At 47.6% G+C, this 23,729-nt stretch carries 23 protein-coding genes; 4 read left to right on the top strand and 19 right to left on the bottom strand.

Annotation, left to right across the window (positions count from 1 at the left end; all coding sequences use genetic code 11):
* Position 1 precedes the first annotated feature (1 nt).
* The 4 genes from rlmD to MHB37_RS03405 form a co-directional block, all read right to left on the bottom strand.
* Complete coding sequence (rlmD, locus tag MHB37_RS03420) at positions 2–1,561, bottom strand: 23S rRNA (uracil(1939)-C(5))-methyltransferase RlmD (RefSeq protein WP_405168928.1); 1,560 nt, start codon at positions 1,559–1,561, stop codon at positions 2–4.
* Positions 1,562–1,624: 63 nt separating this feature from the next.
* On the bottom strand, positions 1,625–2,515 hold the full coding sequence (locus MHB37_RS03415) for a diacylglycerol kinase (RefSeq protein ID WP_036680719.1): 891 nt from the start codon (positions 2,513–2,515) through the stop codon (positions 1,625–1,627).
* Between the two features lie 230 nt (positions 2,516–2,745).
* Positions 2,746–3,516, bottom strand: coding sequence for a sirohydrochlorin chelatase (locus MHB37_RS03410; protein WP_405168927.1), 771 nt, complete (start codon positions 3,514–3,516; stop codon positions 2,746–2,748).
* A 3-nt stretch (positions 3,517–3,519) separates the two neighbouring features.
* The gene (locus MHB37_RS03405) at positions 3,520–3,810 is read right to left on the bottom strand and encodes a YerC/YecD family TrpR-related protein (protein WP_019913624.1); all 291 of its coding nucleotides are present in this window, start codon (positions 3,808–3,810) and stop codon (positions 3,520–3,522) included.
* Positions 3,811–4,239: 429 nt separating this feature from the next.
* Here MHB37_RS03405 and MHB37_RS03400 point away from each other — a divergent pair, with 429 nt between their 5' ends.
* Complete coding sequence (locus MHB37_RS03400; RefSeq protein WP_038568686.1) at positions 4,240–4,800, top strand: hypothetical protein; 561 nt, start codon at positions 4,240–4,242, stop codon at positions 4,798–4,800.
* 82 nt (positions 4,801–4,882) lie between these two features.
* Here MHB37_RS03400 and corA read toward each other — a convergent pair whose 3' ends face one another.
* Positions 4,883–5,842, bottom strand: coding sequence for a magnesium/cobalt transporter CorA (corA, locus tag MHB37_RS03395; RefSeq protein ID WP_405168926.1), 960 nt, complete (start codon positions 5,840–5,842; stop codon positions 4,883–4,885).
* 429 nt (positions 5,843–6,271) lie between these two features.
* On the opposite strand from corA, the gene MHB37_RS03390 reads away from it, so the two are divergent.
* On the top strand, positions 6,272–6,568 hold the full coding sequence (locus tag MHB37_RS03390) for a hypothetical protein (protein ID WP_405168925.1): 297 nt from the start codon (positions 6,272–6,274) through the stop codon (positions 6,566–6,568).
* 278 nt (positions 6,569–6,846) lie between these two features.
* Here the strand turns inward: MHB37_RS03390 and MHB37_RS03385 are convergent, their stop codons facing one another.
* From MHB37_RS03385 to MHB37_RS03350, 8 genes are all read right to left on the bottom strand, one after another.
* Positions 6,847–7,419: a hypothetical protein gene (locus MHB37_RS03385; RefSeq protein ID WP_405168924.1), complete on the bottom strand. Its 573-nt coding sequence runs from the start codon at positions 7,417–7,419 to the stop codon at positions 6,847–6,849.
* An 80-nt stretch (positions 7,420–7,499) separates the two neighbouring features.
* Complete coding sequence (locus MHB37_RS03380; protein ID WP_036686873.1) at positions 7,500–8,492, bottom strand: inorganic phosphate transporter; 993 nt, start codon at positions 8,490–8,492, stop codon at positions 7,500–7,502.
* 13 nt (positions 8,493–8,505) lie between these two features.
* The gene (locus tag MHB37_RS03375; RefSeq protein ID WP_405169579.1) at positions 8,506–9,102 is read right to left on the bottom strand and encodes a DUF47 domain-containing protein; all 597 of its coding nucleotides are present in this window, start codon (positions 9,100–9,102) and stop codon (positions 8,506–8,508) included.
* Positions 9,103–9,324: 222 nt separating this feature from the next.
* Positions 9,325–10,422, bottom strand: coding sequence for a DUF3048 domain-containing protein (locus MHB37_RS03370; RefSeq protein WP_405168923.1), 1,098 nt, complete (start codon positions 10,420–10,422; stop codon positions 9,325–9,327).
* A gap of 204 nt (positions 10,423–10,626) precedes the next feature.
* Positions 10,627–11,403, bottom strand: a complete 777-nt coding sequence (locus MHB37_RS03365; RefSeq protein ID WP_038568677.1) for a class III extradiol ring-cleavage dioxygenase — start codon at positions 11,401–11,403, stop codon at positions 10,627–10,629.
* A gap of 85 nt (positions 11,404–11,488) precedes the next feature.
* The gene (locus MHB37_RS03360; protein WP_076195105.1) at positions 11,489–12,319 is read right to left on the bottom strand and encodes a S9 family peptidase; all 831 of its coding nucleotides are present in this window, start codon (positions 12,317–12,319) and stop codon (positions 11,489–11,491) included.
* Between the two features lie 207 nt (positions 12,320–12,526).
* Positions 12,527–12,718, bottom strand: coding sequence for a hypothetical protein (locus MHB37_RS03355; RefSeq protein WP_405168922.1), 192 nt, complete (start codon positions 12,716–12,718; stop codon positions 12,527–12,529).
* A gap of 1,100 nt (positions 12,719–13,818) precedes the next feature.
* Positions 13,819–14,019, bottom strand: coding sequence for a hypothetical protein (locus tag MHB37_RS03350; protein WP_036680885.1), 201 nt, complete (start codon positions 14,017–14,019; stop codon positions 13,819–13,821).
* 183 nt (positions 14,020–14,202) lie between these two features.
* Here MHB37_RS03350 and MHB37_RS03345 point away from each other — a divergent pair, with 183 nt between their 5' ends.
* Both MHB37_RS03345 and MHB37_RS03340 read left to right on the top strand, forming a co-directional pair.
* Entirely contained in the window at positions 14,203–14,865 is a 663-nt protein-coding gene (locus MHB37_RS03345) for a DUF1129 family protein (protein WP_076220699.1), read from the top strand.
* Between the two features lie 50 nt (positions 14,866–14,915).
* The gene (locus MHB37_RS03340; RefSeq protein WP_081387998.1) at positions 14,916–15,854 is read left to right on the top strand and encodes a hypothetical protein; all 939 of its coding nucleotides are present in this window, start codon (positions 14,916–14,918) and stop codon (positions 15,852–15,854) included.
* An 87-nt stretch (positions 15,855–15,941) separates the two neighbouring features.
* On the opposite strand, the gene ilvA is transcribed toward MHB37_RS03340, so the two are convergent.
* From ilvA to purM, 6 genes are all read right to left on the bottom strand, one after another.
* On the bottom strand, positions 15,942–17,204 hold the full coding sequence (ilvA, locus tag MHB37_RS03335; protein WP_076104158.1) for a threonine ammonia-lyase IlvA: 1,263 nt from the start codon (positions 17,202–17,204) through the stop codon (positions 15,942–15,944).
* A gap of 158 nt (positions 17,205–17,362) precedes the next feature.
* Positions 17,363–18,658, bottom strand: a complete 1,296-nt coding sequence (locus MHB37_RS03330) for an SEC-C metal-binding domain-containing protein (RefSeq protein ID WP_405168921.1) — start codon at positions 18,656–18,658, stop codon at positions 17,363–17,365.
* A gap of 287 nt (positions 18,659–18,945) precedes the next feature.
* On the bottom strand, positions 18,946–20,211 hold the full coding sequence (gene purD, locus MHB37_RS03325) for a phosphoribosylamine--glycine ligase (protein ID WP_405168920.1): 1,266 nt from the start codon (positions 20,209–20,211) through the stop codon (positions 18,946–18,948).
* A 23-nt stretch (positions 20,212–20,234) separates the two neighbouring features.
* On the bottom strand, positions 20,235–21,782 hold the full coding sequence (gene purH, locus MHB37_RS03320) for a bifunctional phosphoribosylaminoimidazolecarboxamide formyltransferase/IMP cyclohydrolase (RefSeq protein ID WP_076279485.1): 1,548 nt from the start codon (positions 21,780–21,782) through the stop codon (positions 20,235–20,237).
* A 206-nt stretch (positions 21,783–21,988) separates the two neighbouring features.
* Positions 21,989–22,606: a phosphoribosylglycinamide formyltransferase gene (purN, locus tag MHB37_RS03315; RefSeq protein ID WP_076128467.1), complete on the bottom strand. Its 618-nt coding sequence runs from the start codon at positions 22,604–22,606 to the stop codon at positions 21,989–21,991.
* The gene (purM, locus tag MHB37_RS03310; RefSeq protein ID WP_076128465.1) at positions 22,606–23,646 is read right to left on the bottom strand and encodes a phosphoribosylformylglycinamidine cyclo-ligase; all 1,041 of its coding nucleotides are present in this window, start codon (positions 23,644–23,646) and stop codon (positions 22,606–22,608) included. Before purM ends, purN begins: the two co-directional genes overlap by 1 nt.
* Positions 23,647–23,729 lie beyond the last annotated feature (83 nt).

Raw genomic sequence — 23,729 nt, 5'->3', positions numbered from 1 at the left:
CCTATTTAGGCTCGCCCCTCCATTCCATCAATAATACGCACTCCACATGCACCGTATGCGGGAACATGTCCACCGGAGTTACCTCCACTGTCTTGTACCCGCCATCCTCCAACACACGCAAGTCCCTTGCTAATGTCGATGGATTACACGACACATACACCACACGCTCCGGCTTCATCGCCAGGATCGTCTCCAAAAGTCGCGGATCGCAGCCCTTACGCGGAGGATCGACCACGATAACATCCGCCGTAATCCCTTGCTCTTTCCAATTCGGAATGACATCCTCAGAGGCACCAACCTCGAACACTACATTCTTCATCTCATTTAACTTCGCATTCGCCCGGGCATCCTCAATTGCCTCAGGAACAATCTCTACTCCATATACCTTGGCTGCGTGCTGTGCCAGGAAGAGGGAGATCGTACCGATGCCGCAATAGGCATCGATAACCGTTTCATTGCCAGTCAGTCCGGCGTATTCTACGGTTTTTCCGTACAGCACCTCAGTCTGTGCCGGGTTCACTTGATAGAACGAACGCGCTGAGATAGCGAACTGTACATCGCCGATGTAGTCATAGATAACATCTCTGCCCCACAGGACGCGGGTTTCGCCACCGAAGATGACATTCGTGCGCTGAGTGTTGACGTTCTGGCAGATGCTGACTACATGCGGCAGCTGTTCGCGGATGCTGCCAATCCAGGCGTCCAGATGCGGGATGTCGCGGCCGTTGGTTACAAGAACGACCATCATTTCACCGGTGCGGAAAGCTTTCTTCACGACGACATGACGCAGCAGGCCACGGCCGGTTTCTTCACTATAAGCAGAGATGCCAAGTTCTCTGCCAATGTCTTTCACCTTGCGCACAACGTCATCATTATCTTCGTGCTGGATTAAGCACGTCTCCATATCGATGATACGGTGACTTCCCCGTGCGTAAAAACCGCCTACAAGGCCACCTTCGGTTACGCCAATTGGTACCTGAGCCTTGTTGCGGTAACGCCAAGGCTCGTCCATGCCGAGTGTAGGGCGAACAAGAATGCCATCTGTATGAGCTACTCCAGCGCCAACAGTCGCACCATCCACGATGCCACCATCGTTGGCACTGTCCGTCTGACTTCCACCAGCATTACTCTCTTTGCTCTTTCCGCTGTTCCCGCCACCATCCACCCGGAGCTTCCCAATCCGCTCCAGGTTGTCCACCACCAGCTGCCGTTTCCACGCCAGCTGAGCAGTGTAGTCCATATGCTGCAGTTGGCAGCCGCCGCATTGGTCATAGATCTCGCAAGGCGCTGCGATGCGGGCGCTGCTCGCTTCTACTATATTAAGCAGCTTGGCGTAGCCATACTGCTTTTTGGTCTTGAGCACCCTTGCCCGGACTTTCTCTCCGGGAAGGGCTCCCTGCACAAAAAGGGTAAAGCCTTCTACGCGGCCTACCCCTTCACCTTCATGGGTCATGCCGATAATATCGAGCATAACCTCATCATTTTTATTCACAGGCAGTCCGGCGACAGGCGCCTTGCCGGCTGGGCGGCTGGTGCTGCGTCCACTGCGGTGTTTACTCATTATTTATTGTTCACTTCTTTCATTATCATCGCTGTATAATCCCACTCTTACTTTCAAACAACCCTAATTATTCTGAGCAAAAATCCGCAGATGCTGCGGTAAAATCCGAAAACGACCCGGCAGCTCTCCGCCAAGTTCTCCATCCAAGTTCAATTGGACATGCCCTGGAGAGATTACATCCATTGCATCCGTACGGAAATACACAACCTTTTTATCCTGCAAATGCTCGCCACGAAGGGCCAATCTAACCAAACGGACAAACTCTGCCAGGTTGCATTTTTTAACCGCAATAACATCTAACAGACCGTCATCGATTCGAGCGCCGGGAGCAAGCTTTTCAAAGCCGCCAACAGAATTCGTATTTGCAATCAGGAACAGCATAAACTCATCATGAATAACCTCCTGCCCATTGGCACGAATGATTAGTTCCTGAGGAGATAGGCTGACCATTTTTTCAATACCTTTTAAATAGTACGCAAGCTGCCCTATCATGGTCTTCAGCTTACTTGGAACTTCATAGGTCAGTTCGGTTAGACTGCCACCGCCTGCTATATTAATGAAATAACGATCATTGGCTTTACCGATATCAATCGGACGCGACTCTTGACGAAGGATTAAATCAACGGAATCTTCCCAATTCTTCGGGATCCCCATCGCACGTGCAAAATCATTGGTAGTCCCAAGTGGCAATACGCCAAGCGGGGGGAGATTAGGTTTCTCCGCCATACCATTGATAACCTCATTTAAAGTGCCATCCCCACCGGCTGCTATGATTAGATCATAACCTCGCTCTACTGCATCCGCAGCAGCTAACATAGCATCGCCTTCTCCGGTCGTTGCATGGCAGGAGGCTTCAATGCCACCCGTATCCAGCCGGTCCAAAATGTCGGCGAGCCGCTTCTTCATTTCTTCCCGTCCAGAAGTGGGATTATAAATCAATCTCGCAGTTTTCATTACCGGAACGCCACCTGTTTTTTATAATAGAATAACCTAATTGATTATACCTAATTCGGACCACTACAATCAATGTCAGAGGACATTTATCGTAAATATTCCATTATACAACAATTCACGACACCTTATTAGGCAAAAACAACTATATATATGTGTATGCGGCAAATCCCGTATTATCCACGGAAATGGGCACTATTTTTCATGATTAAGTGGGCTAAAAAGGAAGCTTTTTAACTCTCTTTTCGAATCTGTTCGAGGAGTGTCTCTACCTGTCTCTCAATCCAATGCGGAAGAAGCGGGTGCGGCAAAAGCGTCTGGCCAGAATACTTATAGGTTAACCCTTTAAGTCTGTTCGGAACCACATGTTTAGTGAAATAACCTTCACTCAAAAAAAGCGGCGCCACCAATACCTCGTGACCCTGCTCCTGCCAATACTCCACTTTGCTTCTTACACTGTCCGGATTCAGCAGACCATAATCGGCCGCCGCTACGCCGCTCACCTCACGTACACGTCCTGCCAGTGAAGAGATGCCCTGCTGCCAACGCTGGCGGAAGCCATCATAAATGCTGCCATGACCCACTAGCAGAATTGTCTCACGTTCCGGTTTCGTAGACAGCTTACGGAGCTTGTCCCAGATCATCACAGCGATGTCCGGGTCATCGTCGACAGGATAACCATAGTGAACCTTAGCCTTCACGTGGAACGGCTCTAAATCGGTCTCACGTTCAGGTGCAGGTTTAGCCCCTAGTGCATATTCTATTTCATCGACATGTGTGCTTCCCGAGGAAACGAACAATGGGATCACAATTATATCTGTGACCCCTGCATGTTCCAGTTCATTTATTCCATCTTGAATCAGACGGCCCTCTACCAGCTCTAAAAAAGAGACCACCACTGGCATCTCTTCATCTAGCGATAATTCGCTTACGGCCTCTTCCACAATCGACACCCAAACCTCGTCGCGGGAGCCGTGACTGATAATAAGTACGCCCGGTACCATAAATTAGCGTCCCAAACGTTCCAGCGTTAATTTATAACCATCATTTCCGTAGTTCAGGCAACGTTTTACACGGGAAATAGTAGCTGTACTTGCTCCTGTCTCTGCTTCGATCTGATTGTAGGTCGAACCTTTGCCAAGCATACGCGCTACTTCCAGTCGTTGCGACAGCGATTGAATCTCGTTCACGGTGCACAAATCATCAAAGAAAACATAACATTCTTCCATATTCTTTAATGTTAAAATGGCTTCAAATAATTGGTCTATACTTTTATCATTTAACTTCTTAAGTTGCATCAATTTTTCATCCCCTAAAAGTTCTATCAGCATTAGTTTCTCTGATTAAGCTCCGTACAAAACTAGCTCCGGAAACATCAACCTAATGTCACTATCCTGCCTTTACTATATTGCACTGGAGCGCATTTTTCAAGCATTAACGATTTCACGCTGTAAAGAACGAAAATGATGGACAAACGTCCACCCCACGCGCACACCATTTATGTACCCCAATACAAGTATTTTTCTCTACATAAGAATTATCGCCTACACTATAGTACTACAAAAGCGCCGAAAATCAAGCTCGTACACGGTTTCTTCACTACTTTAACCTGTTTATAGGCATACGCCCTTTTCCGCTCCTATCCCTATTACCCGGGCATTCGTCTATACCGTATGTTCGCCCATGACATACAGTATAGCAGACCACTAACAAAGGAATGTGATATTATGCCTGATCATTACTATAATCATTCCCGCCGGAATCAGCGTTCACTGAGCGATTCGTATAATGCCTCTGCCTACCCCGGCCTCAGTTCATATGCGCCCTCAGCTCTCCCAGGTGAGACCGGAATCCTTCCTGCTTTAGGAGCAGAAGCTGCCACCGAAACTGCGCTAGCGCTCCCTGCAGCTGAAGCTGCAACAAAGGCAAGCGGCGGGCTTGCCGGACTGCTCAGCGGCTTAGGCGGCGGTGGCGGAATTGGTGGGAATATGGAGCAAATCAAAGGTATCATCGATCGTATGGGCGGCATTGACGGGATCGTAAACTCTATGGGTAAAGTACAAAAGGTGATGTCCGGCTTCCAGCAGATGGCTCCAATGGTTAAGCTGTTCATGGGTAGCTTCGGTAAAAACAAAGGCGCAGCAGGCGCACTAGCCGCCGAAGAGGATGCCGCCCTGTACAGTCCTAATCGCCGCAAAAAAAAGCGCTCCACCTCACCCCGTCGCAAATCTACTACAACTACTCGCCGGCGCTCTACTTCTTCCACCGGAAAACGTCGCCGCAAATAGCGGTGACGTTTTCTAGCTATGTATCAGAAAAACAGCAATTCTCGCGGGAAAGAGATTTGCTGTTGGCGCTTCTGCTCTATTTTCACTTAAACCAGCCACTCCGTCGGAACCATCGGAACATCCCAAAACCAACCACCACCATAAACAGCAGCACACCAAAATAACCATACTTCCACTCTAGTTCAGGCATCTTCACAAAGTTCATCCCGTAGATCCCGGCGATAAGCGTCAGCGGCATGAATACGGTGGTGATTACCGTTAGTGTTTTCATAATCGAATTCATCCGGTTGGAATTGAGTGAAATGTAGCTGTCACGCAAATCCGCTGTCATTTCCCGATCAGCCTCAATCATATCGGAGAGTTTTAGCAGATGGTCATAAATATCGCCAAAATAAATCCGTTCCTCGCCATTGCTCTGGACATGCTGTGAATTCACGATCCGGTACATCAAGTCGCGCATCGGCACAATCGTCCGCCGCATTTTGAGGAGTCTTCCGCGCACGCCAAACACCTGGCTCATCAATTCCTCCACCGACTCACTGCTGCCGCTGCTCTCCAGATCCGCAAGCTCGTCCTCTAAACTGTAGAGACATGGAAAATATTTATCCACCAGCTTGTCCATCACCGTATATGCAGCTGCCATCGGCCCACCCGACCAGCCTTTTCGACTATGTATTTCGCTCTTCACCTGTTCCCACGCTTCATTCATCTCTGCTTTTTCCTGATGGTGATAGGAGACAAGAAAGTTCGCGCTTAAAAATAGGTCAACCTCCTCAGCATCCAACGTCCGCTCATTCAGCGCATGCAGCACAAAAAACTGCACATTCTCATAATGATCCAGCTTCGGCCGCTGCAATACATGCATACAGTCCTCTATCGCCAAGGGGTGAAAATGAAAATATTCATCCAGCAAAAGCGTCTCTTCTGGCGTAGGCGTAGCAAAATCTGCCCATATCCAAGCATAATCCTCCAGCCGGATATTTTGCAGAGGGATCTCTGTCAGCACCTCACCTTTATGTGTGACAACAAGTGTACGTATCATAAATGTTCCTCCGCTTCATCTTCTTCCACGCCTCTATTGTACAGCAAGAAGACAACTCTTCCAAAAAGCAAAAAACATAGCCAGCAGCACCGCTCAAGCTAGACTAAGAAACATTTGGTGCTTCGTCGTTCGTTAATGCTCGATTCATTTGTGTAAGGTTGGTTGCGCTGGGGGCGAGCTGTCCTTATTCTCTGCTGTCGGTATCGGGTTTATGAGTGAGATGAATTCATAGCTGTGAATTACTATCGCTATTTTTACTAATTAGTTGGTGAAAAAGTGCTCATTAGGGATGGTAAACAACCCTTCGATCGTAAGCAGACTGACCTTGATTTCGCAAAAGTTTGAGTTCATCGCCTCGCGTTCATTTACCGTAAGTAACATATGTTTTACTTTGGGCTGGTAGTGATTTGTGGGATTGGGATGCAATCCTTGCCTGTAAAGTTGAGTGCAAGTGAGAATTATGAATATAGTGATGCTCATGGACGGCAGAAAAGCAGGGAGAAAGAGAATAGGGTTGGGTTGGGTTGGGTTGGGTTGGGTTGGGTTGGGTTGGGTTGGGTTGGGTTGGGTTGGGTTGGGTTGGGTTGGGTTGGGTTGGGTTGGGTTGGGTTGGGTTGGGTTGGGTTGGGTTGGGTTGGGTTGGGTTGGGTTGGACTAGTTACTTTGCGCAAGATTGGACTGGGTGCGGTGGATTCCGTTGAAATGTGTTACGTCGGACTGGGCTGAGTTAATTTGGGCTAGGCTTAGTTATTTTGGGCTGGTCCACCTTCATTCAAGTCAGGTTACGTCATTCTAAGACATTTATGCCTTTATTTCTGCTTCTTCGACGCTATTCCACGAATTGTAGGGCATTTATGCCTTATTTCTGCTTCTTCGACGCTATTCCACTAATTCTAAGGCATTTATGTCTTTCTTTTTGCTTCTTCGACGCTAGTTCACCCATTCTAAGGCATTTATGCCTTTATTTCCGCTTCTTCGACGAAGTGTCCCTAATTCTAGGGCAATTATGCTCTTCTTTTTGTCCCCACCCCGAATTTCGTAAATTCAGCGGGATTTATACTGTACATTCCCCCTCCGACGCCAAACTTCGTCACTTCTACGGGATTTATACCGTACATTCCCCCTCCAGCTCTAAACTCCGTCATTTCTACGGGATTTATACCGTACATTCCCCATCCATCGCCAAACTTCGTCATTTCTACGGGATTTATACCGTACATTCCCCCTCCAACGCCAAACTCCGTCATTTCTACGGGATTTATACCGTACATTCCCCCTCCAACGCCAAACTCCGTCATTTCTACGGGATTTATACCGTACATTCCCCCTCCAACGCCAAACTCCGTCACTTCTACGGGATTTATACCGTACATTTTCCCTCCATCGCCAAACTCCATCATTTCTACGGGATTTATACCGTACATTCCCCCTCCAGCGCCAAACTTCGTCATTTCTACGGGATTTGTACCGTACATTCCCCCTCCATCGCCAAACTCCGCCACTTCTGCGGGATTTATACCGTACGTTCTCCCTGCAACGCTAAACTCCGTCATTTCTACGGGATTTATACCGTACATTCTTCACTCTCCTCATGTCCAAACAACAAAAAAAGATGTCCGCAGCCCAATGGCTAACTGACATCTTTATTAAAGGGTGTTTAAAAAATGATTTTGAAAATCAGACCTGCTAATACCGCACTGATTGGAATCGTGATGAACCAAGTGACCACAATACGTCCGGCTACTCCCCATTTCACTGCAGAGAAACGTTTGGCAGAGCCTACCCCAAGGATCGCTGATGTGATCGCATGCGTTGAGCTTACTGGCAAATGCAGCAGCGTTGCTGAGAAAATAACAGATGCCGCGGAAATATCAGCCGCGAAACCGTTAATAGGTTCGATTTTAAAAATCTTCGTACCCATAGTCTTAATAATCTTCCAACCGCCGATGGAGGTACCGAGCGCCATAGCCGTAGCTGCAGCTATCTTAACCCACAAAGGGATAACATCCATAGTTTCTTGACGTCCTGAGGTAACGAGTGCAAAAGTAATGATCCCCATCGCTTTTTGCGCATCATTCGTACCATGTGTGAACGACTGTAACGCTGCCGTAAGGACCTGCATAGAGCGGAAGCCCTTGTTGACCGTATGTGGACTACGCTTAGCAAAGATCCATTTCAGGATGGTCATGATAATATAACCAATAACAAACGCAATGATTGGGGAGAAAATCAGTCCTTCGACAATTTCCACAAACCCGCCCCAATTGATGTGTGCTGAGCCTGCCCCCACGTATACTGCACCCGCTAAAGCGCCGATCAGTGCATGAGACGATGAGGATGGAATCCCGAGCCACCAAGTGATCAAATTCCAAATAATCGAAGCAATCAGCGTGGCTATTATGATATCCAACCCATTTTCAAGCAAGGTCGGGTCGGTGATACTTCCGCCGATTTTTTTGGCCACACCTGTAAACATCAAGGCCCCAACAAAGTTCATCAGTGCTGCCATAATAATTGCTGTTCGCGGTTTTAAGGCACGTGTTGAGACAGAGGTAGCAATTGCGTTGGCCGTATCATGGAATCCATTGATAAAGTCAAACGCAAGCGCGAGAAATATAACAATTCCAAGAATCCATATAGATGTTTCCATATTCTAGTACCCCTTATGAGTTGCGCATGATGATCGATTCCAACATGTTGGCTACATCTTCACATTTGTCTGTAGTGGTTTCGAGCCGCTCATACAGTTCCTTGCGTTTAATCAGCTCAATCGGGTCTTTTACAGTTTCGAACAGGACCTTAGTACAAATACGAAGCACTTCGTCCCCTTGATTCTCAAGGTCATTCAGACGGATTGTATATTCACGGATCGCCAACAATTTCTTCTGGGAGAGCAAATGAACCGCTTTTTGGATTTCATAAGCACACTGGCGAAGAATTTCGGCGAATTGCACAATGTATTCATCCGGGTCAAGAAGGTTGTACATATAGAAACGTGAGGCGGATGCCTCCAGACCATCGATGACATCATCCATGCTTGTGATCAAGTCCATAATGTCGTCACGTTCAAGCGGCGTAATAAACGTCTTGTTCAATTCTTTGATGACGGTGTGCGTGTAAGTATCACATTGGGATTCGTACTTTTTCATCTCTGCAGCGAAATTATCGACATTATTCCGGAGATCAGTGATATTCTGAGCAAAATAATCTGCAGCTTGGACAATAGTATCGGCCATATTTTCCAGCGTCTCAAAGAATATGTCCTTTTTCTCAACTTCATTGTTTTAAACCCCTTTACATAAAATTACCGTGAATACAGAGCCATTCATATGTAAAAAGCATGAAAATGAATGACAACCCTTGTTATCTTATCATATCCGTACAAGGTATAGAAGCTATAGAAATGAACTTTTTTACACTCTATTAACACATACCCATTATTCCGAACACAAATCTGTATAACACTGGATATTCCGACTTTCTTATGTTGTACCATCCGCCCCGCCATATACCACATGACTGCTAAATGAAGGCGCATTAGGGACCACCAAAATATGGGTAATTCCTGGATACATCAGCTCTTCTTTTCCATCCCTCACAAAGCGGATCACATCCCCTGGTTCACGCGACCATCTGCCTTTGGTGACCTGTCCCCGCTGAAAAAGCAACGCTTCCCCGCCAAGCTCCACATCAATCTGAAGTCTTCCGACATCATCAAGCACTTTATGATCGGCTCCTATAACCATCACATTGGCCGCTTCCACCGGATTATCGTTATTTAGATCCACATGAGGTTTGTCATTCACATAACGCTGATAGGTCTGACGTTTAGGATCATATTTATAGTCAACTTTATAACTTTTGAGCAGATAGTTTATGCTAAATTCAGCGGCTTTCTCTCCGTCCGCCGGTATGTAATCTGGATTGTTAAAAAGATACCCGGGTACCTTCACACTTTGCGCAAACCCAAGCTTCTCGGCACCTTCCCGCAGTTTGGCTGCGTTGCTATACAGGTTATGAGGTGCTTTTCGCGCTTTATCCCGCCAAAAATAAGCTCCGGCACGGCCGATCTCGTCCATATCTTCTTTTTTCTCTTTTTGCAAAATGGCGTAAGCTGCCGGACTTCCTCCTGCATGCACCGTCACACCACCGTAGCTCTCGCCAATATCCAGCAGATAGGGGCGGATGCTGCGAATCGGTCCGATTTTCACCACACCTGTATGGCTCTGAAAAATACCAATCAAACGCGTAATACCACCTTCGGCAAGAATCTCATACAAAATATCTGCTTCACTAACCCCCGATTGCGGCCGGGCGGCAGGAGCATTATTTATCATTACGGCCAAGGGACGTGGAAGACTGTCTTCAGAAACTGGAAGACCTGTTAATCCGGATACGAGCTCAGCAGCGGGATCAATAGTAGGTGAGGGTTGAATCGTTTCGATAGGCGTGGGCTCTGTGGTAGGCTGCTGTGTCGGGGTGATCTCATTATTTGCACTCTGTGTTCCGCAAGCGGAGAGCAATAGGGTGGTCAATACAATGGCAGATAACAGACGGGAAGAAGAGCAATTTACTTTCATAAGCTTGTAGTTCCTCCTAAACGTTTTATGAAACTCACTGATTCCTTCCATTTAATCACAGTCAGTCCCATTTGTCTTGATCACCTTCTCCCTTTTTTCATAGCAAGCATAAGGAAATTTTATAGCATGGAATAGATAAATTCTTATATTAAAAAAAGGGTACAGCCATTGCGGCTGCACCCTGCGGGTCTCTTATTCATTCAGTTAGTCTAGCTTCCAGCAATTAAGACTTAATGTCCCATACTGATAAGCCTGAAAAATCCGCTCTGCCTTCCTGCTGCCATCCGCTGTTCCCATCGCGTAAAAGAGAGGTGCAAAATGCTCTCTTCCATAAGAAGGAACCGCATCGCGTACATGTGGAGCTTTTTTCTCATACGCAAAAAGTGAAGGCAAATCCCAGGCTTCTAGTCCCTTGGCAATCCAGGCATCGAATTCAAGTGCCCAATCCTCAGGCTGCTCACTTTCACTTAGCATCCGCAAGTTGTGAACAAGTCCACCGCTTCCAATCAGCAGTATGCCTTCGTCACGAAGCGGTGCTAACATCCGCCCGATATTGTACTGCTCCTTGGGAGAGCGCAGGGAGTCGACGGATAAAGCAACTACCGGAATGTCGGCGTTCGGGAACATTTTTTTCAGTATCACCCAGACTCCATGATCGAGTCCTCGCCCCAGAACGGGCTGATGTGATAGATTGTTATCCTTGAAGAGCTCAGAAATCCGTCTTGTTAGGGCCGGATCGCCCGGGGCCGGATAGGTCAGCGTGTAAACTTCTTCAGGGAATCCGTAGAAGTCATGCTGTGTCTCGTGCAGTTCATCAACGGTAAGTAGCTGTTCAGGGCTATCCCAATGCGCTGAGAAAACTACTATACCGCGTGGCGCTTCAAGTTCTTGACCAAGCCGCTCCAGAAAACGGGTATACTCGTTATCCTCCAGTGCGAGGAGCGGAGAACCGTGCGCAATAAAAAATGACGGTAATTTCATAGGATGCCAACCTCCATAACCCAGTATATGGTGTGCATCTTTATTTTACCGCTTATTGCAAGTTAATGCGAATAAAAACCTTCTCCTAAATCATCCAATTCTGCCACTCTGTCTGCAGATGCTCTTGTTCGTTCATCCATTCTATAGTCCGCTTAAGCAGCTGCTGCTGCGCCGGTCCAGAAGAAAAGGTGTGATCCCCTTGAAAAATGATCTCTTTATCGCAACGTCCTTCGGGACGTGTCCAGAACAGCTTCTGATAAAGAAAAGCGTAATCCACCGGAATGACATCATCAGAGGTGCCATGAATGACCAGTACATCGCCGCTAAATTTGCTCGCTTCTTGGAAGGGCTGAAAAGCCGCCAAAGAATTAAAATATACCGGCGTAAACGAGTAGCCCACATAATCGGCTGATCCATTCTTCACAGCACGATCATACGCCTCCCGCCCTACAATTTTCACAATATCATTGAAAGGATAACCAACAGAGGCCCATAACACGAGATTCTTCACGCGGCGATCGCGAATACTTGTCAGCAGCGCCACCGCGCCACCCAGGCTATGGCCAATCAGCGTCACGCGCTGTGGGTCCACATCAGCAGAGCTAATTCCGTAATCAAGCACCGCTCTAGTCTGAGCGATCATCGATTCCATATCTTCGCCGCCATAATTCCCGCTGCTCTCGCCGCAGCCCACATAATCAAAACGAATAACCATATATCCCTCTTGTGCCAGCTCACGAGCCGCCTTCACAAAAATCCGGTCTACGCCAATACGATTCCCCACAAATCCGTGGCAGATCACGGCTAATGGCAGTCTATCCTTGCAACGCGAAGAGGTTCCCTTCTCTTTGTTCGGGTAATGTATGCTCGCCGTCAATTCTTCTCCGTTATGCCGGATTACAATATTCCGTTCCATTGCCGCATCCTCCTATAATTATATTTATAATTTAATTTATTTTAATTTATTAGAATTCCGATTAACTTAGTATGAATTATAATCTAATTATAAAGATTTCGTTCATATTGTCAACAGCAAGGGGACAATTCTTAATAAACGCACGGAGTATTTGGGCATTAGAGTCTGCGCGACAAACAGGGTGTCCCGTAAGATATGAACATGACTCTAGGGCTCCCACGTCGAGTGGATTGAAACCGCCAATCCGGGATTCAGCAGCTCTATCGGATTCAGTAGCTCCAGCAGACTCGGCTGCTCTATCGGACTCAGTAGCTTCATCGGACTCAGCAGTTCCTTCGGACTCAGTAGCTTCAGCGGACTCAGTAGCTCCTTCGGACTCACCGGCTCTATCGGATTCACCTGCTCCAGCGGACTCAGTAGCTTCAGCGGACTCAGAAGACCCTATTCGCAGATTTAGCACACTTTTTGAATTCTATCGGACCCCATAGTCGCTATCACCCTGTAAAACAGCAAATAAGAGCTACTTTTCGAGCAATAGCGTCACTGGGGTCCGAAACTGTGCTGAAAAGGCGATATAATTTGGCTAATAACGTCATCTGAGTCCGAAAGATGGATGCTACGACAACCGGGGGTCTGGGGGTGCTTGAGGTTTGGGTTTGGGTTTGGGTTTGGGTTTGGGTTTGGGTTTGGGTTTGGGTTTGGGTTTGGGTTTGGGTTTGGGTTTGGGTTTGGGTTTGGGTTTGGGTTTGGGTTTGGGTTTGGGTTTGGGTTTGGGTTTGGGTTCGGGTTCGGGTTTGAGAACCCCACCAAAAAACACACAGCAGCGATCCCCAGTATCGGAGGATCGCTGCTCTATTGTTTTTTCGAGATGAATGACCAGGGTTGTTAATCAATCGTAGCTGTCGTTAAACATCTCATGGGTTTCATGGGTTTCATGGGTTTCATGGCTGCCTTGCCAATTCTTAAGCAGGCCCTCGGGGGGATCTTCCGCGGAAATCCCGCTGCTGAATCCATCGGATTCAGCAGGCTCTATAGGACTCAGAAGACCCTATTCGCAGATTTAGCACACTTTTTGAATTCTATCGGACCCCATAGTCGCTATCACCCTGTAAAACAGCAAATAAGAGCTACTTTTCGAGCAATAGCGTCACTGGGGTCCGAAACTGTGCTGAAAAGGCGATAATTTGGCTAATAACGTCATCTGAGTCCGAAAGATGGTGGATGCTACGACAACCGGGGGTCTGGGAGCTCTGGGGTTCCCGGGGTTCCCGGGTTCTGGGGTTCCGGGGTTCCGGGGTTCCGGGGTTCCGGGGTTCCCGGGGTTCCGGGGTTCCGGGGTTCCGGGGTTCCGGGGTTCCCGGGGTTCCGGGGTTCCGGGGTTCCGGGGTTCCCGGGGTTCCGGGGTTTCAGAACCCCACCAAAAAACAAAGAGCAGCGATCCCAGTATCGGAGGATCGCTGCTCTGTTGTTTTTTCGAGATGAATGACCAGGGTTGTTAATCAATCGTAGCTGTCGTTAAACATCTCATGGGTTTCATGGCTGCCTTCCCAATCCTTAAGCAAGCCCTCGGGAGCATCTTCTGCGGAATCCCACATGCTGAATCCATCGGAGCCGCCCCAATCCCCCATTGAATTATTGGGCGTAGGCTCGAAACCGTTGCCCATGGATCTTCCCTGTTCTTTCTTATTCTCATGTTCCATAAAGCTCCCAACCTTTCCCAATGCTATATTGATCAAGCAACAACATTATCAGTGTTCACTCTTCTAAAAGGATTATGCATATCGCCATAGAAATGGTTGTCCTTGCGTAGACCTGTCATGCAAACGTATACTCTAGGTTAAAGACTATACCGATTAACAACACTGGAGGTTTACATCCAAATTATGAAAGTGAAAGATATGATTAAGGAAAATAACACCCTGCGTGAGCAGTTGACGCCCTTCAATCGCTCCTATTTAGAAGATATGATCCTTGCGGTGCGAGCCAGTCGAATTGACCCTCTGCGCGGAGAGGAACTTTTGCTGGATGCGGCCAAGCTGCTGTTGAAGGAACAACGTAAAGGGAAAAATGCCAAGCAGGTATTTGGCGAGAATCCGCACGATTATTTTAAAGAAATCATAGACAGTGTTCCCGGGCGCCCGGTGCGCAGTAAATGGAACTATTACTTGATGATTCCCTGCGCAGCTCTGACCTGTCTTTTTGGGATATTGGCAATCGGTGGACTCTTCTTCCAATGGACTGACGATTCACCTGGAATGTTCGGACAGATCAGCCTTTTCACCCTGCTCGCTGTGGGAGTAGGCTCCATTATCTTAATTGAACTCATTATGAAATGGATGTCTTCCTTGTCGGAAAGCGATGCCCCCAGTGCCAAACCTTTTGATATAAAAAGCCTTGGCATCTATATTGGCATCGCAGTAGCTGCTGTATTTATCGGCATGTTCCTCGATCGGTTATTTCCGGTCATTACAATATCCCCGTGGGTAAGCTTAATTCTGTGCATCATTGGGGGGTTGGGACTGAAATTTATATTTTTCAAAAAATAAATACCTAGGCTGAAAACTTTATTCCATCCGATAGATAGGGGGAAACTTCCATGATTAAGAAGCATTATATTCTCTACTCCGTTCTAGCTATAGCCTTAGGGCTAGGCATAGTGCCCAGTGCTATTCACGCCGAAGGTGCTACCAGCCCTCCTGGGGAAGGCGCTAAGGCAATAACCCAAGCAGCTAGCAATAATCATGCAGAGGCTGTCTATAAAGCTGCGTTACCGCTGTTATCTACCTCTGACAAGTTACCCGAAGCCATAAAATATTTGAACTCCAATATGTATGCGGTAGGTTCGTATCGTGCAACAATGATGACGCTGAAGCTTGAGAATCTGCATAAAGCTGCGCTGCAAGCCTGGGAGAGTAAATTCAGTACCAGCACTGTCCAGCGGAAGCTCACCGCCATTTATAAAGCAGGCGCCAGCATGTCTTCTCTTGCCGCTATTACCGATGATCTCCAGCTGCGTACACTGCTGAAAAGTGCCAGCGAAAGCGGATATAAGCTGGAGACAGCAGAGGGTACTTTTTTCCCGGTGATCGATTATGGGGCTTACCGCAAGTACAAGCTATACGTCACCAATGATATCAGCGCTTATATTACCATTATGGCCACCGAATCGGACCTGCCCTCTTCCAAGGACAATGGGCTAGTTATCGCCTGGACTGAGGTAGCAGCCAGAGCTTTATCTCAAGAGCAATTCATTCAAAATCATCCGAAATCAAACCGAATTTCTGCTGTAAAAGCCTTGTATACTATGTATGTGAATAATACGTTTTACGGCCAGAATAACACTCCTCTCTTCCATTATGACAATCTGGAAATGGATTTGGAGGCGCAAAAGGCTTACTCCAGTATTCTGACCAAAAATAATGATAACAGCCCATTTCTACAAAAGCTGGATAGCTTCATGAAATTAATGAAAGACAATAGCTATAAATTGACCGATGAGGTCGAGCAATATCGTAAGACTTCGTTACCTCTCTAATAAAGAAATCACAAAAGCCCGTCCCTGAAATGAATAGGGACGGGCTTGTTTATGTTCATTAACGTGATTATGAAGTGGATGCGAGCCTTAAATAAGGATGTTAAAGAGATTAGAATCCTTATTGATCTCTACATAATCGACGCCCTTCTGCTGCATCCGTTCGATGAGAGGTTCGTAGGCATCCGTTGACAATAATTCAATGCCCACAAGCGCGGGACCATTTTCTTTATCATGCTTCTTGATATACTCGAAACGGGTAATATCATCGTGAGGTCCAAGGATTTCGCCCAAGAACTCACGCAGCGCACCTGCACGTTGCGGGAAGTTCACCATGAAATAGTGTTTTAAGCCTTCGTAAATCAATGAACGCTCTTTGATCTCCTGCATCCGGTCAATATCGTTGTTGCCGCCGCTTATGATACAGACAACTGTTTTGCCGCGGATTTGATCACGATATTGATCAAGCGCTGCGATAGGCAGCGAACCTGCTGGCTCAACCACTATGGCATTCTCGTTATATAGTTCCAGAATCGTGGTACAAGCTTTACCTTCAGGCACCATCACGATGTCATCCAGATGACGGGAACAAATATCGTACGTCAATCCGCCAACACGTTTTACAGCCGCTCCGTCCACGAACTTATTAATTTCCTTTAGAGTCACCACTTCTCCCAGCTTGATCGCTTCCGTCATAGAAGCTGCTCCGAGTGGCTCCACACCAATCAACTTGGTAGAAGGACTAACTGTCTTCACATAGGTGGCTATGCCCGCTGCCAGGCCGCCTCCACCAATGGTTACGAACATAAAGTCTGCAGGGTTGTCCAGACTCTCCATCACTTCCATTGCAATGGTGCCGTTGCCCGCAATGATTCGTGGCTCATCAAAGGGATGGATCAACGTCATCCCATGATCTATACAAGCTTGCAGTGCTTCATCATAAGCGTCATCAAAGGTATCGCCCTTCAGAATGACCTCAACAAACTCACCGCCGAACCGCCGAACCTGCTTAACCTTCTGGTTAGGCGTAGTGCTTGGCATATAGACCTTGCCTTTAATTCCAAGCGCTTTACAGGAATAGGCTACGCCTTGTGCATGGTTGCCCGCACTCGCACAGACAATCCCTTTTGCTCTATCTTCTGCTGACAAACTACGAATCATATTATAAGCTCCGCGGATTTTGAAAGAACGTACAATCTGCAAATCCTCGCGCTTCAAATACACATCACAATCATACTTGGCTGACAGCACAGCATCACGTTGTAGGGGTGTCCGGATTATGACTTCACGCAGTACGTGATGAGCCCGCACAATATCTTCCATTCCTACGATTCGGTCTTCCTCTTCTCTCATAACCCTCTCGCCTCACTATCTATCTGTTATTCTACTTCTTGTAACATACTCTCCCGAGGACATTTTTTCAAGCATCCTAATCAGTGATAAAGAAAAAGAGACTAAAGGAACCCTATAGTCTCTTACTAATATTTGCTATCCCTACGCTATGAAACCTACTAGTCCTGTTGCTTCAGCATCCACTTCACCAGGTCTGGTAAGCTTGTCCACAAACGTGAATGTACAATAACATATTCGATAGCCTCGTTAGCGTCACCCACGCCTACAAAATCAGGCAGGTTATGCGGCAATCTTTTGATACCTAACAGATAATCTGGCACATGCTTGTTCACATTCTTCGCCACGCGGTATAGCATTTTGAGCTGGGAAGTAATCCCGTTCTTCTTATATTCTAAAACCATACGGTCATATGCTACTGTTGCTGCTGCATCCTTGCCGAACTTCTCCAGTACCTTCTCGGTCTTCTTAAGCTTATTAGTGTAAAGGTACGTTGCCGTTAGAAGGTAACGTGCACCTGTGTTATCTTCTGGGTTCAATTCTAGAATGTGCTCCAGCGTCTTTTGTGCTTCTTCTGCATTTCCGCTAAACCAGCAGGAGTCAGCGTAGCTTTTGCAAATTCGAATGTACGAACGTGTCTCGTAAAGACCCCAGAAATGTCCTTTGTTCTCAGTGAAAAAGGCTTCTCCAAGCTCACGCGCACCCGCTTCCATCCCTGCTTTCAGATAAGCACGGGCATCTGCTTCATTCTCAGCTTCCTCTGCCAAAATGAGATAGGCATCCGGACTGTCCGGATAAACTTCCAATGCCGCTTCTGCTAGCTGGATCCGGCGATTGGATGCTTTAGTTTCCATTGCTTTTTGCAGCAAAGCCTGTTCCTGATCCTTCGGAGTGCCTGAAGCGTTGAGCAAAAGTAATTCTTCCTCTGCCCCGCCCATGCCATACTGTTCGATATAATTAAGCATCTCTTTAACTTTTCTGGAGATGGTAGGTGCAGTAACCTCATGTTTGATCGCTAGATCAGCTTGAGTTTGAAGGAATCCATATTCCTCAGACAAGATAAACTCGATAGCTGCACAGAAGGAGCCCATTTTCTTCACTGCAGGCTTGATGTGACGGGAATAACCATTCCATAGAACCAGACCTTCCCAGATTAGCTCCCGGTCATAGCTGTCTCTCATGGTCTCAATAAGATGCAGAGCCAATTGTTCATGCGCCGGATGCACCCATTTCAGATCACGTGACACCTTTTTTTTGAGCGTAGTTAGGGTAAGCTTAGCTTCAGGAATTGCTGCCGCTTCTGGTTTCTCGGCCACAGCCACAGTAGCAGCGGATTCTTCCGTTGTTACCAATCGCATGATGGATTCCACTGCAGAAGTTTCTTTCCCTAGGCAGCATTTCTTATATTTTTTCCCGCTTCCGCAAGGACACATATCATTTCTTCCAATCTTACTCAAAACGAATTCCCCCTTAAATCTGTGAGTAGCCATTCGCCATAAGCGTATCGCTAGTATGCACTATAAGTATCAACATTTTCAGGCACGAGGCATCCTTTATAAGGTTACTGCACAAAGTCTGAAGGACTCCGATTTAAAAGGGCCTTCCCATGATCGGAAAGGCCCTTATCTGTATATATCCGCACATTTTCCCCCGTACGTGTAGTATTATAGCACTTCTTCTATCACTTGTCAGTCCTTTTTTAGGACTTAAAGCGCAAAAAATTGCTAGATACAGTGCTTTATCCTTATACCAGAGCCTTCATAGCGATATCGCTGCGATTCTGTTTCCCGGAAAAAGAGATTCCTTCAGCCCTAGCATAGGCTGCTGAACGAGCTTGGGCAATCGTAGCACCCAGGCCTACCACGCCTAAGACCCGTCCGCCGTTCGTTACCCAGCTGCCATCTGCCCCCCGTGCTGTACCGGCATGGAAGATCAGCCCTCCTTGGCTGTCCTCAAGCCCTTCGATCGGCACTCCCTTAGGATAAGAGCCTGGATATCCTCCAGAAGCGAGAACCACGCACACCGCTGCTTCGTCGCTCCATTCAATGTCGATATCCGCAAGTCTACCCTCGGTTACTGCCAAAAAGATTTCTAACAAGTCGCTCTTCAATCTAGGCAGCACGACCTGTGTCTCCGGATCCCCAAACCGGGCATTAAATTCGATGGTCTTTGGTTTACCTTCTGGAGAAATCATCAGCCCTGCGAACAAAACGCCGCTGAAAGAACGGCCTTCAGCTACCATAGCCTTGGCTGTTGGCTTAATGATGGTCTCAATCGCTTCTTGGATAATCGCCTCGTCGATATGCGGCAGAGGCGAATAGGTACCCATTCCACCGGTATTAGGACCTTTATCTCCATCGTAAGCGGGCTTATGATCCTGAGCGGCAGCCATCGGACGAACTGTCTCTCCATCAACAAAAGCCAAAATCGACATTTCCTGACCCGCTAGGAACTCTTCAATGACAACCTGAGCACCAGCCTCACCAAACACTTTGGTTACCATAATATCAGCTAGTGCCTGCTCTGCCTCTTCCCGTGAATAGGCAACGGTCACGCCTTTTCCTGCGGCAAGCCCATCTGCCTTGATTACGATCGGCAGCGGTTGCTCGCGTAAGTAAGCCAGTGCAGCTTCATAGCCATCAAATTTTTCATAGGCTGCTGTCGGAATATTATATTTGTGCAAAAGATCCTTCATAAAGGTTTTGCTGCCTTCGATCTCAGCTGCATTCTTACGTGGACCAAACACTGGAATAGCCTGTGCTTCAAAAGCATCCACAATGCCCCCTGCTAACGGATCATCCGGTCCGATTACGACAAGGCCAACTTCCTTCTCTTTTGCAAAAGCCGTCAGACGATCGAACTCGAACACACCGATAGGCACACATTCTGCTAGCTGCGCGATTCCGGCGTTGCCGGGTGCGCAATAGATTTTACCAACCTTGGGGCTTTGGGACAGGCTCCAAATAATCGCATGCTCCCGGCCGCCGCCGCCAACCACTAAAATATCCATTAGAATAAAATCCTCCCAGCGTTCTAGTGTTTGAAATGACGGACGCCTGTGAAGACCATAGCAATTCCATACTCATTCGCGACCTTGATCGATTCTTCGTCTTTAATGGAGCCGCCTGGCTGAATAACTGCGGTAATGCCTGCTTTAGCTGCCATTTCAAGTGTATCTCCCATTGGGAAGAAGGCGTCAGAGGCAAGGACTGATCCTTTGGACTTCTCGCCAGCTTGTTCAATCGCAATTTTTGCCGCGCCAACGCGGTTCATTTGCCCTGCACCTACGCCAACTGTCATATCATCCGCCGCTAATACAATCGCATTAGATTTCACATGCTTAACTACCTTCCAGCCGAACAACAGCTGTTTCAATTCTTCTTCGGTTGGCTTACGGTCCGTAACAACTTGCAGATCATCCGGGTTCACAGAATGCACATCGCTCTCCTGTACAACCATTCCTCCATCAATAGAGGTGACTACGAAGCTGCTCTTACGCGCGCTAGCCGTGCTAAGATTGCCGATTTTGAGCAAACGCAGGTTCTTTTTCTTCGTAAGGATTTCCAGTGCTTCATCCGTAAACCCTGGCGCCAATACGATTTCGAGGAAAATCTCTTTCAGCAGATTAGCAGTGTCTGCATCGATAATCCGGTTAGCGGCTACAATTCCGCCAAAGATAGAGGTTGGGTCTGCGTTGTAAGCTTTTTGATAAGCTTCGTATACACTTTCACCGACACCTACACCACAAGGATTCATATGTTTAATGGCTACGACAGCAGGTTCTTCAAATTCTTTCACGATTTGCAGCGCTGCGTTAGCATCGTTGATATTGTTGTAGGATAATTCTTTGCCATGCAATTGCTCAGCTGCTGTAAGAGTATCCCCCGCAGCCAAAGGCTTGCGATAGAAAGCCGCTTTTTGATGCGGATTCTCGCCATAGCGCAGATCCTGAATTTTCTCATAAGTCACGGTGTAGCGCTCAGGAAGCGGTTCGCCAGTAACATTAGCCAAATAATCGGAAATTAAGGCATCGTAAGCCGCCGTATGACGGAACACTTTTGCCGCAAGACGTTTGCGTGTTTCCAGCGTTGTATCTCCACCTGCGCGAACCTCTTCAAGCACTGTAGCATAGTCGTTAGCATCTACCACTACACTTACAAAAGCATGGTTCTTCGCCGCAGAACGCAGCATCGTCGGTCCGCCGATATCGATATTCTCGATGGCTTCTTCATACGATACATCCGGTTTAGCAATGGTTTCCGCGAACGGATACAGATTTACTACTACCAGATCAATGTAGTCCAGACCAAGCTCTTTCATTTGACGCGTGTGTTCCTCATTGTCACGAACCGCTAGCAATCCGCTGTGTACAGCCGGGTGCAAGGTTTTGACACGTCCATCCATGATTTCCGGGAATCCTGTAACATCGGAAATACCGATGACTGGAACACCTTCCTTAGCCAAAAGCGTGCTTGTTCCACCTGTGGAAATAATCTCTACGCCTAATGCAGACAACTCGCGGCAAAAATCCACGATACCTTGTTTATCCGATACGCTAACTAGCGCTCTTTTGATACTCACTTTGAATAGTCCTCCTTCGGGTTGTACGTGCGATTTAATGTGATGACATCTAAAAGCTTGGGAAATTACTATAAGAAAGAATCTGACTCTATTACCTACTACACGACACATAATGCCGCTTATGCAATATTTCCCGAGAAATACCCTGAAATCTCTCCGCCTGTCACCAAATGTCGATCCAAAACTTCGAATGGCTACAGTGTGGCTTACTTTTCGCGGATAATCGTCTTTCTTCCACTCAGTTCCACTTTCCCGCTGGCAAAAGCGCCAACCACTTCAGGATACAACTCATACTCAACCTTATGAATCCGTTCCGCCAATGAATCTGCCGTGTCGTTATCCAACACAACTACGCTACGCTGAGCAATAACCGGCCCGGTATCCATACCTCCATCGACAAAATGCACAGTGACTCCCGTCAGCTTCACGCCATAATCCAGCGCTTGTCCGATCGCATCCTTTCCAGCAAAAGCAGGCAGCAGCGATGGGTGAATGTTAATAATCCGACCCGCATACGGCGTTAAAAGCACTGGTGTAATGAGGCGCATATACCCTGCCAGCACAACCAGCCCGATTTCCCGCCGCTGAAGCTCTGCTACAATCTCTGCTTCGTAGAGTTCACGGCTGGCGAAGTCTTTTGGCCGCAGCAGGAGGGCGGGAATTCCCGCATCCTCCGCACGTTGTGCTACAGGCGCTTCCGGCTTGTCCGAGACAAGCAATTCAATCCTGCCGTCTCCAAGCAAACCTGCTTTCTGTGCCTCGATCAGTGCTGCAAAATTGCTGCCCTGCCCCGAAGCAAAAACAGCGATTCGACTTGATTGCATCACACTTCAGCTCCAGTAAAGGTTACTTTGCGTTCCCCTTCTGTTACTTTACCAATGATATACGCCTCTTCTCCGCTAGCTTTAAGCAGTTCAAGAGCGCGTTCTCCATCAGCAGCGCTAACTACGAGAACAAGACCAATTCCCATATTAAAAGTAGTGAACATATCACGGTTGCTTACGTTACCTTTGTTCTGCATCAACCCGAAGATTGGCAGAATCGGCCACGATCCGTAATTGATCTCCACATCTACATTATCAGGCAATACGCGTGGGATATTCTCGATGAATCCGCCACCCGTAATGTGAGCCATACCTTTTACCGGAAGCTGTTCCAGCAGTGCCAGCAAAGGCTTCACATAAATCTTAGTTGGTGCAAGGAGTACATCCGCCAGCGGAGCGCCAAGCTCAGGAAGCACGTCATTCAGACCATAACCCTCTTGCTCAAGCAAAAGCTTACGCACCAGCGAGAAGCCATTGCTGTGCACACCACTGGAAGCCAGACCAATCACTGTGTCGCCAGCAGCGATGTTAGCGCCTGTTACCAGCTTCGCTTTGTCAGCTACGCCCACTGTGAATCCAGCGATATCATATTCACCTGCTGAATACATACCCGGCATCTCAGCCGTTTCGCCGCCAATCAGTGCACAACCCGCTTGGTGACAGCCTTCAGCGATTCCAGCTACGATAGCCTCGATTTTCTCCGGCACCACTTTGTCGCAAGCCAGATAGTCGAGGAAAAAGAGTGGCTCTGCGCCTTGCACTACAATGTCGTTCACGCACATAGCTACAGCGTCGATGCCAATCGTGTCATGGCGATCCGCCGCGAACGCGATTTTGAGCTTTGTGCCTACACCATCGGTTCCCGATACAAGCACTGGCTCTTCATATTTATCTTTATTGAGGCCAAACAGCGCTCCGAACCCACCAAGATCCGTCATTACTTCTGGACGGTAAGTACGTTTTACGTGCTTTTTCATGCGTTCTACCGCTTCATTACCAGCCGCAATATCCACTCCGGCGTTTTTATAAGCTTCCGACACTATTGGACACCTCATCTTTTAATAGTTTAGAGCGCGTTTGGGCGCATTCGGCTTTTGGGTGGTTGTAGGGGAGTTACTGCGAG

The organism is Paenibacillus sp. FSL H3-0286 (genome assembly GCF_045040705.1).
GTDB lineage: Bacteria > Bacillota > Bacilli > Paenibacillales > Paenibacillaceae > Paenibacillus_AQ > Paenibacillus_AQ odorifer.
This window is presented reverse-complemented; position numbering and strand designations above follow the sequence as displayed.

What these genes read in the sequence shown, in the direction of transcription:
- rlmD (WP_405168928.1), bottom strand. Translation starts at nt 1,561, where the DNA reads ATGAGTAAACACCGCAGTGGACGCAGCACCAGCCGCCCAGCCGGCAAG.
- MHB37_RS03415 (WP_036680719.1), bottom strand. Translation starts at nt 2,515, where the DNA reads ATGAAAACTGCGAGATTGATTTATAATCCCACTTCTGGACGGGAAGAA.
- MHB37_RS03410 (WP_405168927.1), bottom strand. Translation starts at nt 3,516, where the DNA reads ATGGTACCGGGCGTACTTATTATCAGTCACGGCTCCCGCGACGAGGTT.
- MHB37_RS03405 (WP_019913624.1), bottom strand. Translation starts at nt 3,810, where the DNA reads ATGCAACTTAAGAAGTTAAATGATAAAAGTATAGACCAATTATTTGAA.
- MHB37_RS03400 (WP_038568686.1), top strand. Translation starts at nt 4,240, where the DNA reads ATGCCTGATCATTACTATAATCATTCCCGCCGGAATCAGCGTTCACTG.
- corA (WP_405168926.1), bottom strand. Translation starts at nt 5,842, where the DNA reads ATGATACGTACACTTGTTGTCACACATAAAGGTGAGGTGCTGACAGAG.
- MHB37_RS03385 (WP_405168924.1), bottom strand. Translation starts at nt 7,419, where the DNA reads ATGTACGGTATAAATCCCGTAGAAATGACGGAGTTTAGCGTTGCAGGG.
- MHB37_RS03380 (WP_036686873.1), bottom strand. Translation starts at nt 8,492, where the DNA reads ATGGAAACATCTATATGGATTCTTGGAATTGTTATATTTCTCGCGCTT.
- MHB37_RS03370 (WP_405168923.1), bottom strand. Translation starts at nt 10,422, where the DNA reads ATGAAAGTAAATTGCTCTTCTTCCCGTCTGTTATCTGCCATTGTATTG.
- MHB37_RS03365 (WP_038568677.1), bottom strand. Translation starts at nt 11,403, where the DNA reads ATGAAATTACCGTCATTTTTTATTGCGCACGGTTCTCCGCTCCTCGCA.
- MHB37_RS03360 (WP_076195105.1), bottom strand. Translation starts at nt 12,319, where the DNA reads ATGGAACGGAATATTGTAATCCGGCATAACGGAGAAGAATTGACGGCG.
- MHB37_RS03350 (WP_036680885.1), bottom strand. Translation starts at nt 14,019, where the DNA reads ATGGAACATGAGAATAAGAAAGAACAGGGAAGATCCATGGGCAACGGT.
- MHB37_RS03345 (WP_076220699.1), top strand. Translation starts at nt 14,203, where the DNA reads ATGAAAGTGAAAGATATGATTAAGGAAAATAACACCCTGCGTGAGCAG.
- MHB37_RS03340 (WP_081387998.1), top strand. Translation starts at nt 14,916, where the DNA reads ATGATTAAGAAGCATTATATTCTCTACTCCGTTCTAGCTATAGCCTTA.
- ilvA (WP_076104158.1), bottom strand. Translation starts at nt 17,204, where the DNA reads ATGAGAGAAGAGGAAGACCGAATCGTAGGAATGGAAGATATTGTGCGG.
- purD (WP_405168920.1), bottom strand. Translation starts at nt 20,211, where the DNA reads ATGGATATTTTAGTGGTTGGCGGCGGCGGCCGGGAGCATGCGATTATT.
- purN (WP_076128467.1), bottom strand. Translation starts at nt 22,606, where the DNA reads ATGCAATCAAGTCGAATCGCTGTTTTTGCTTCGGGGCAGGGCAGCAAT.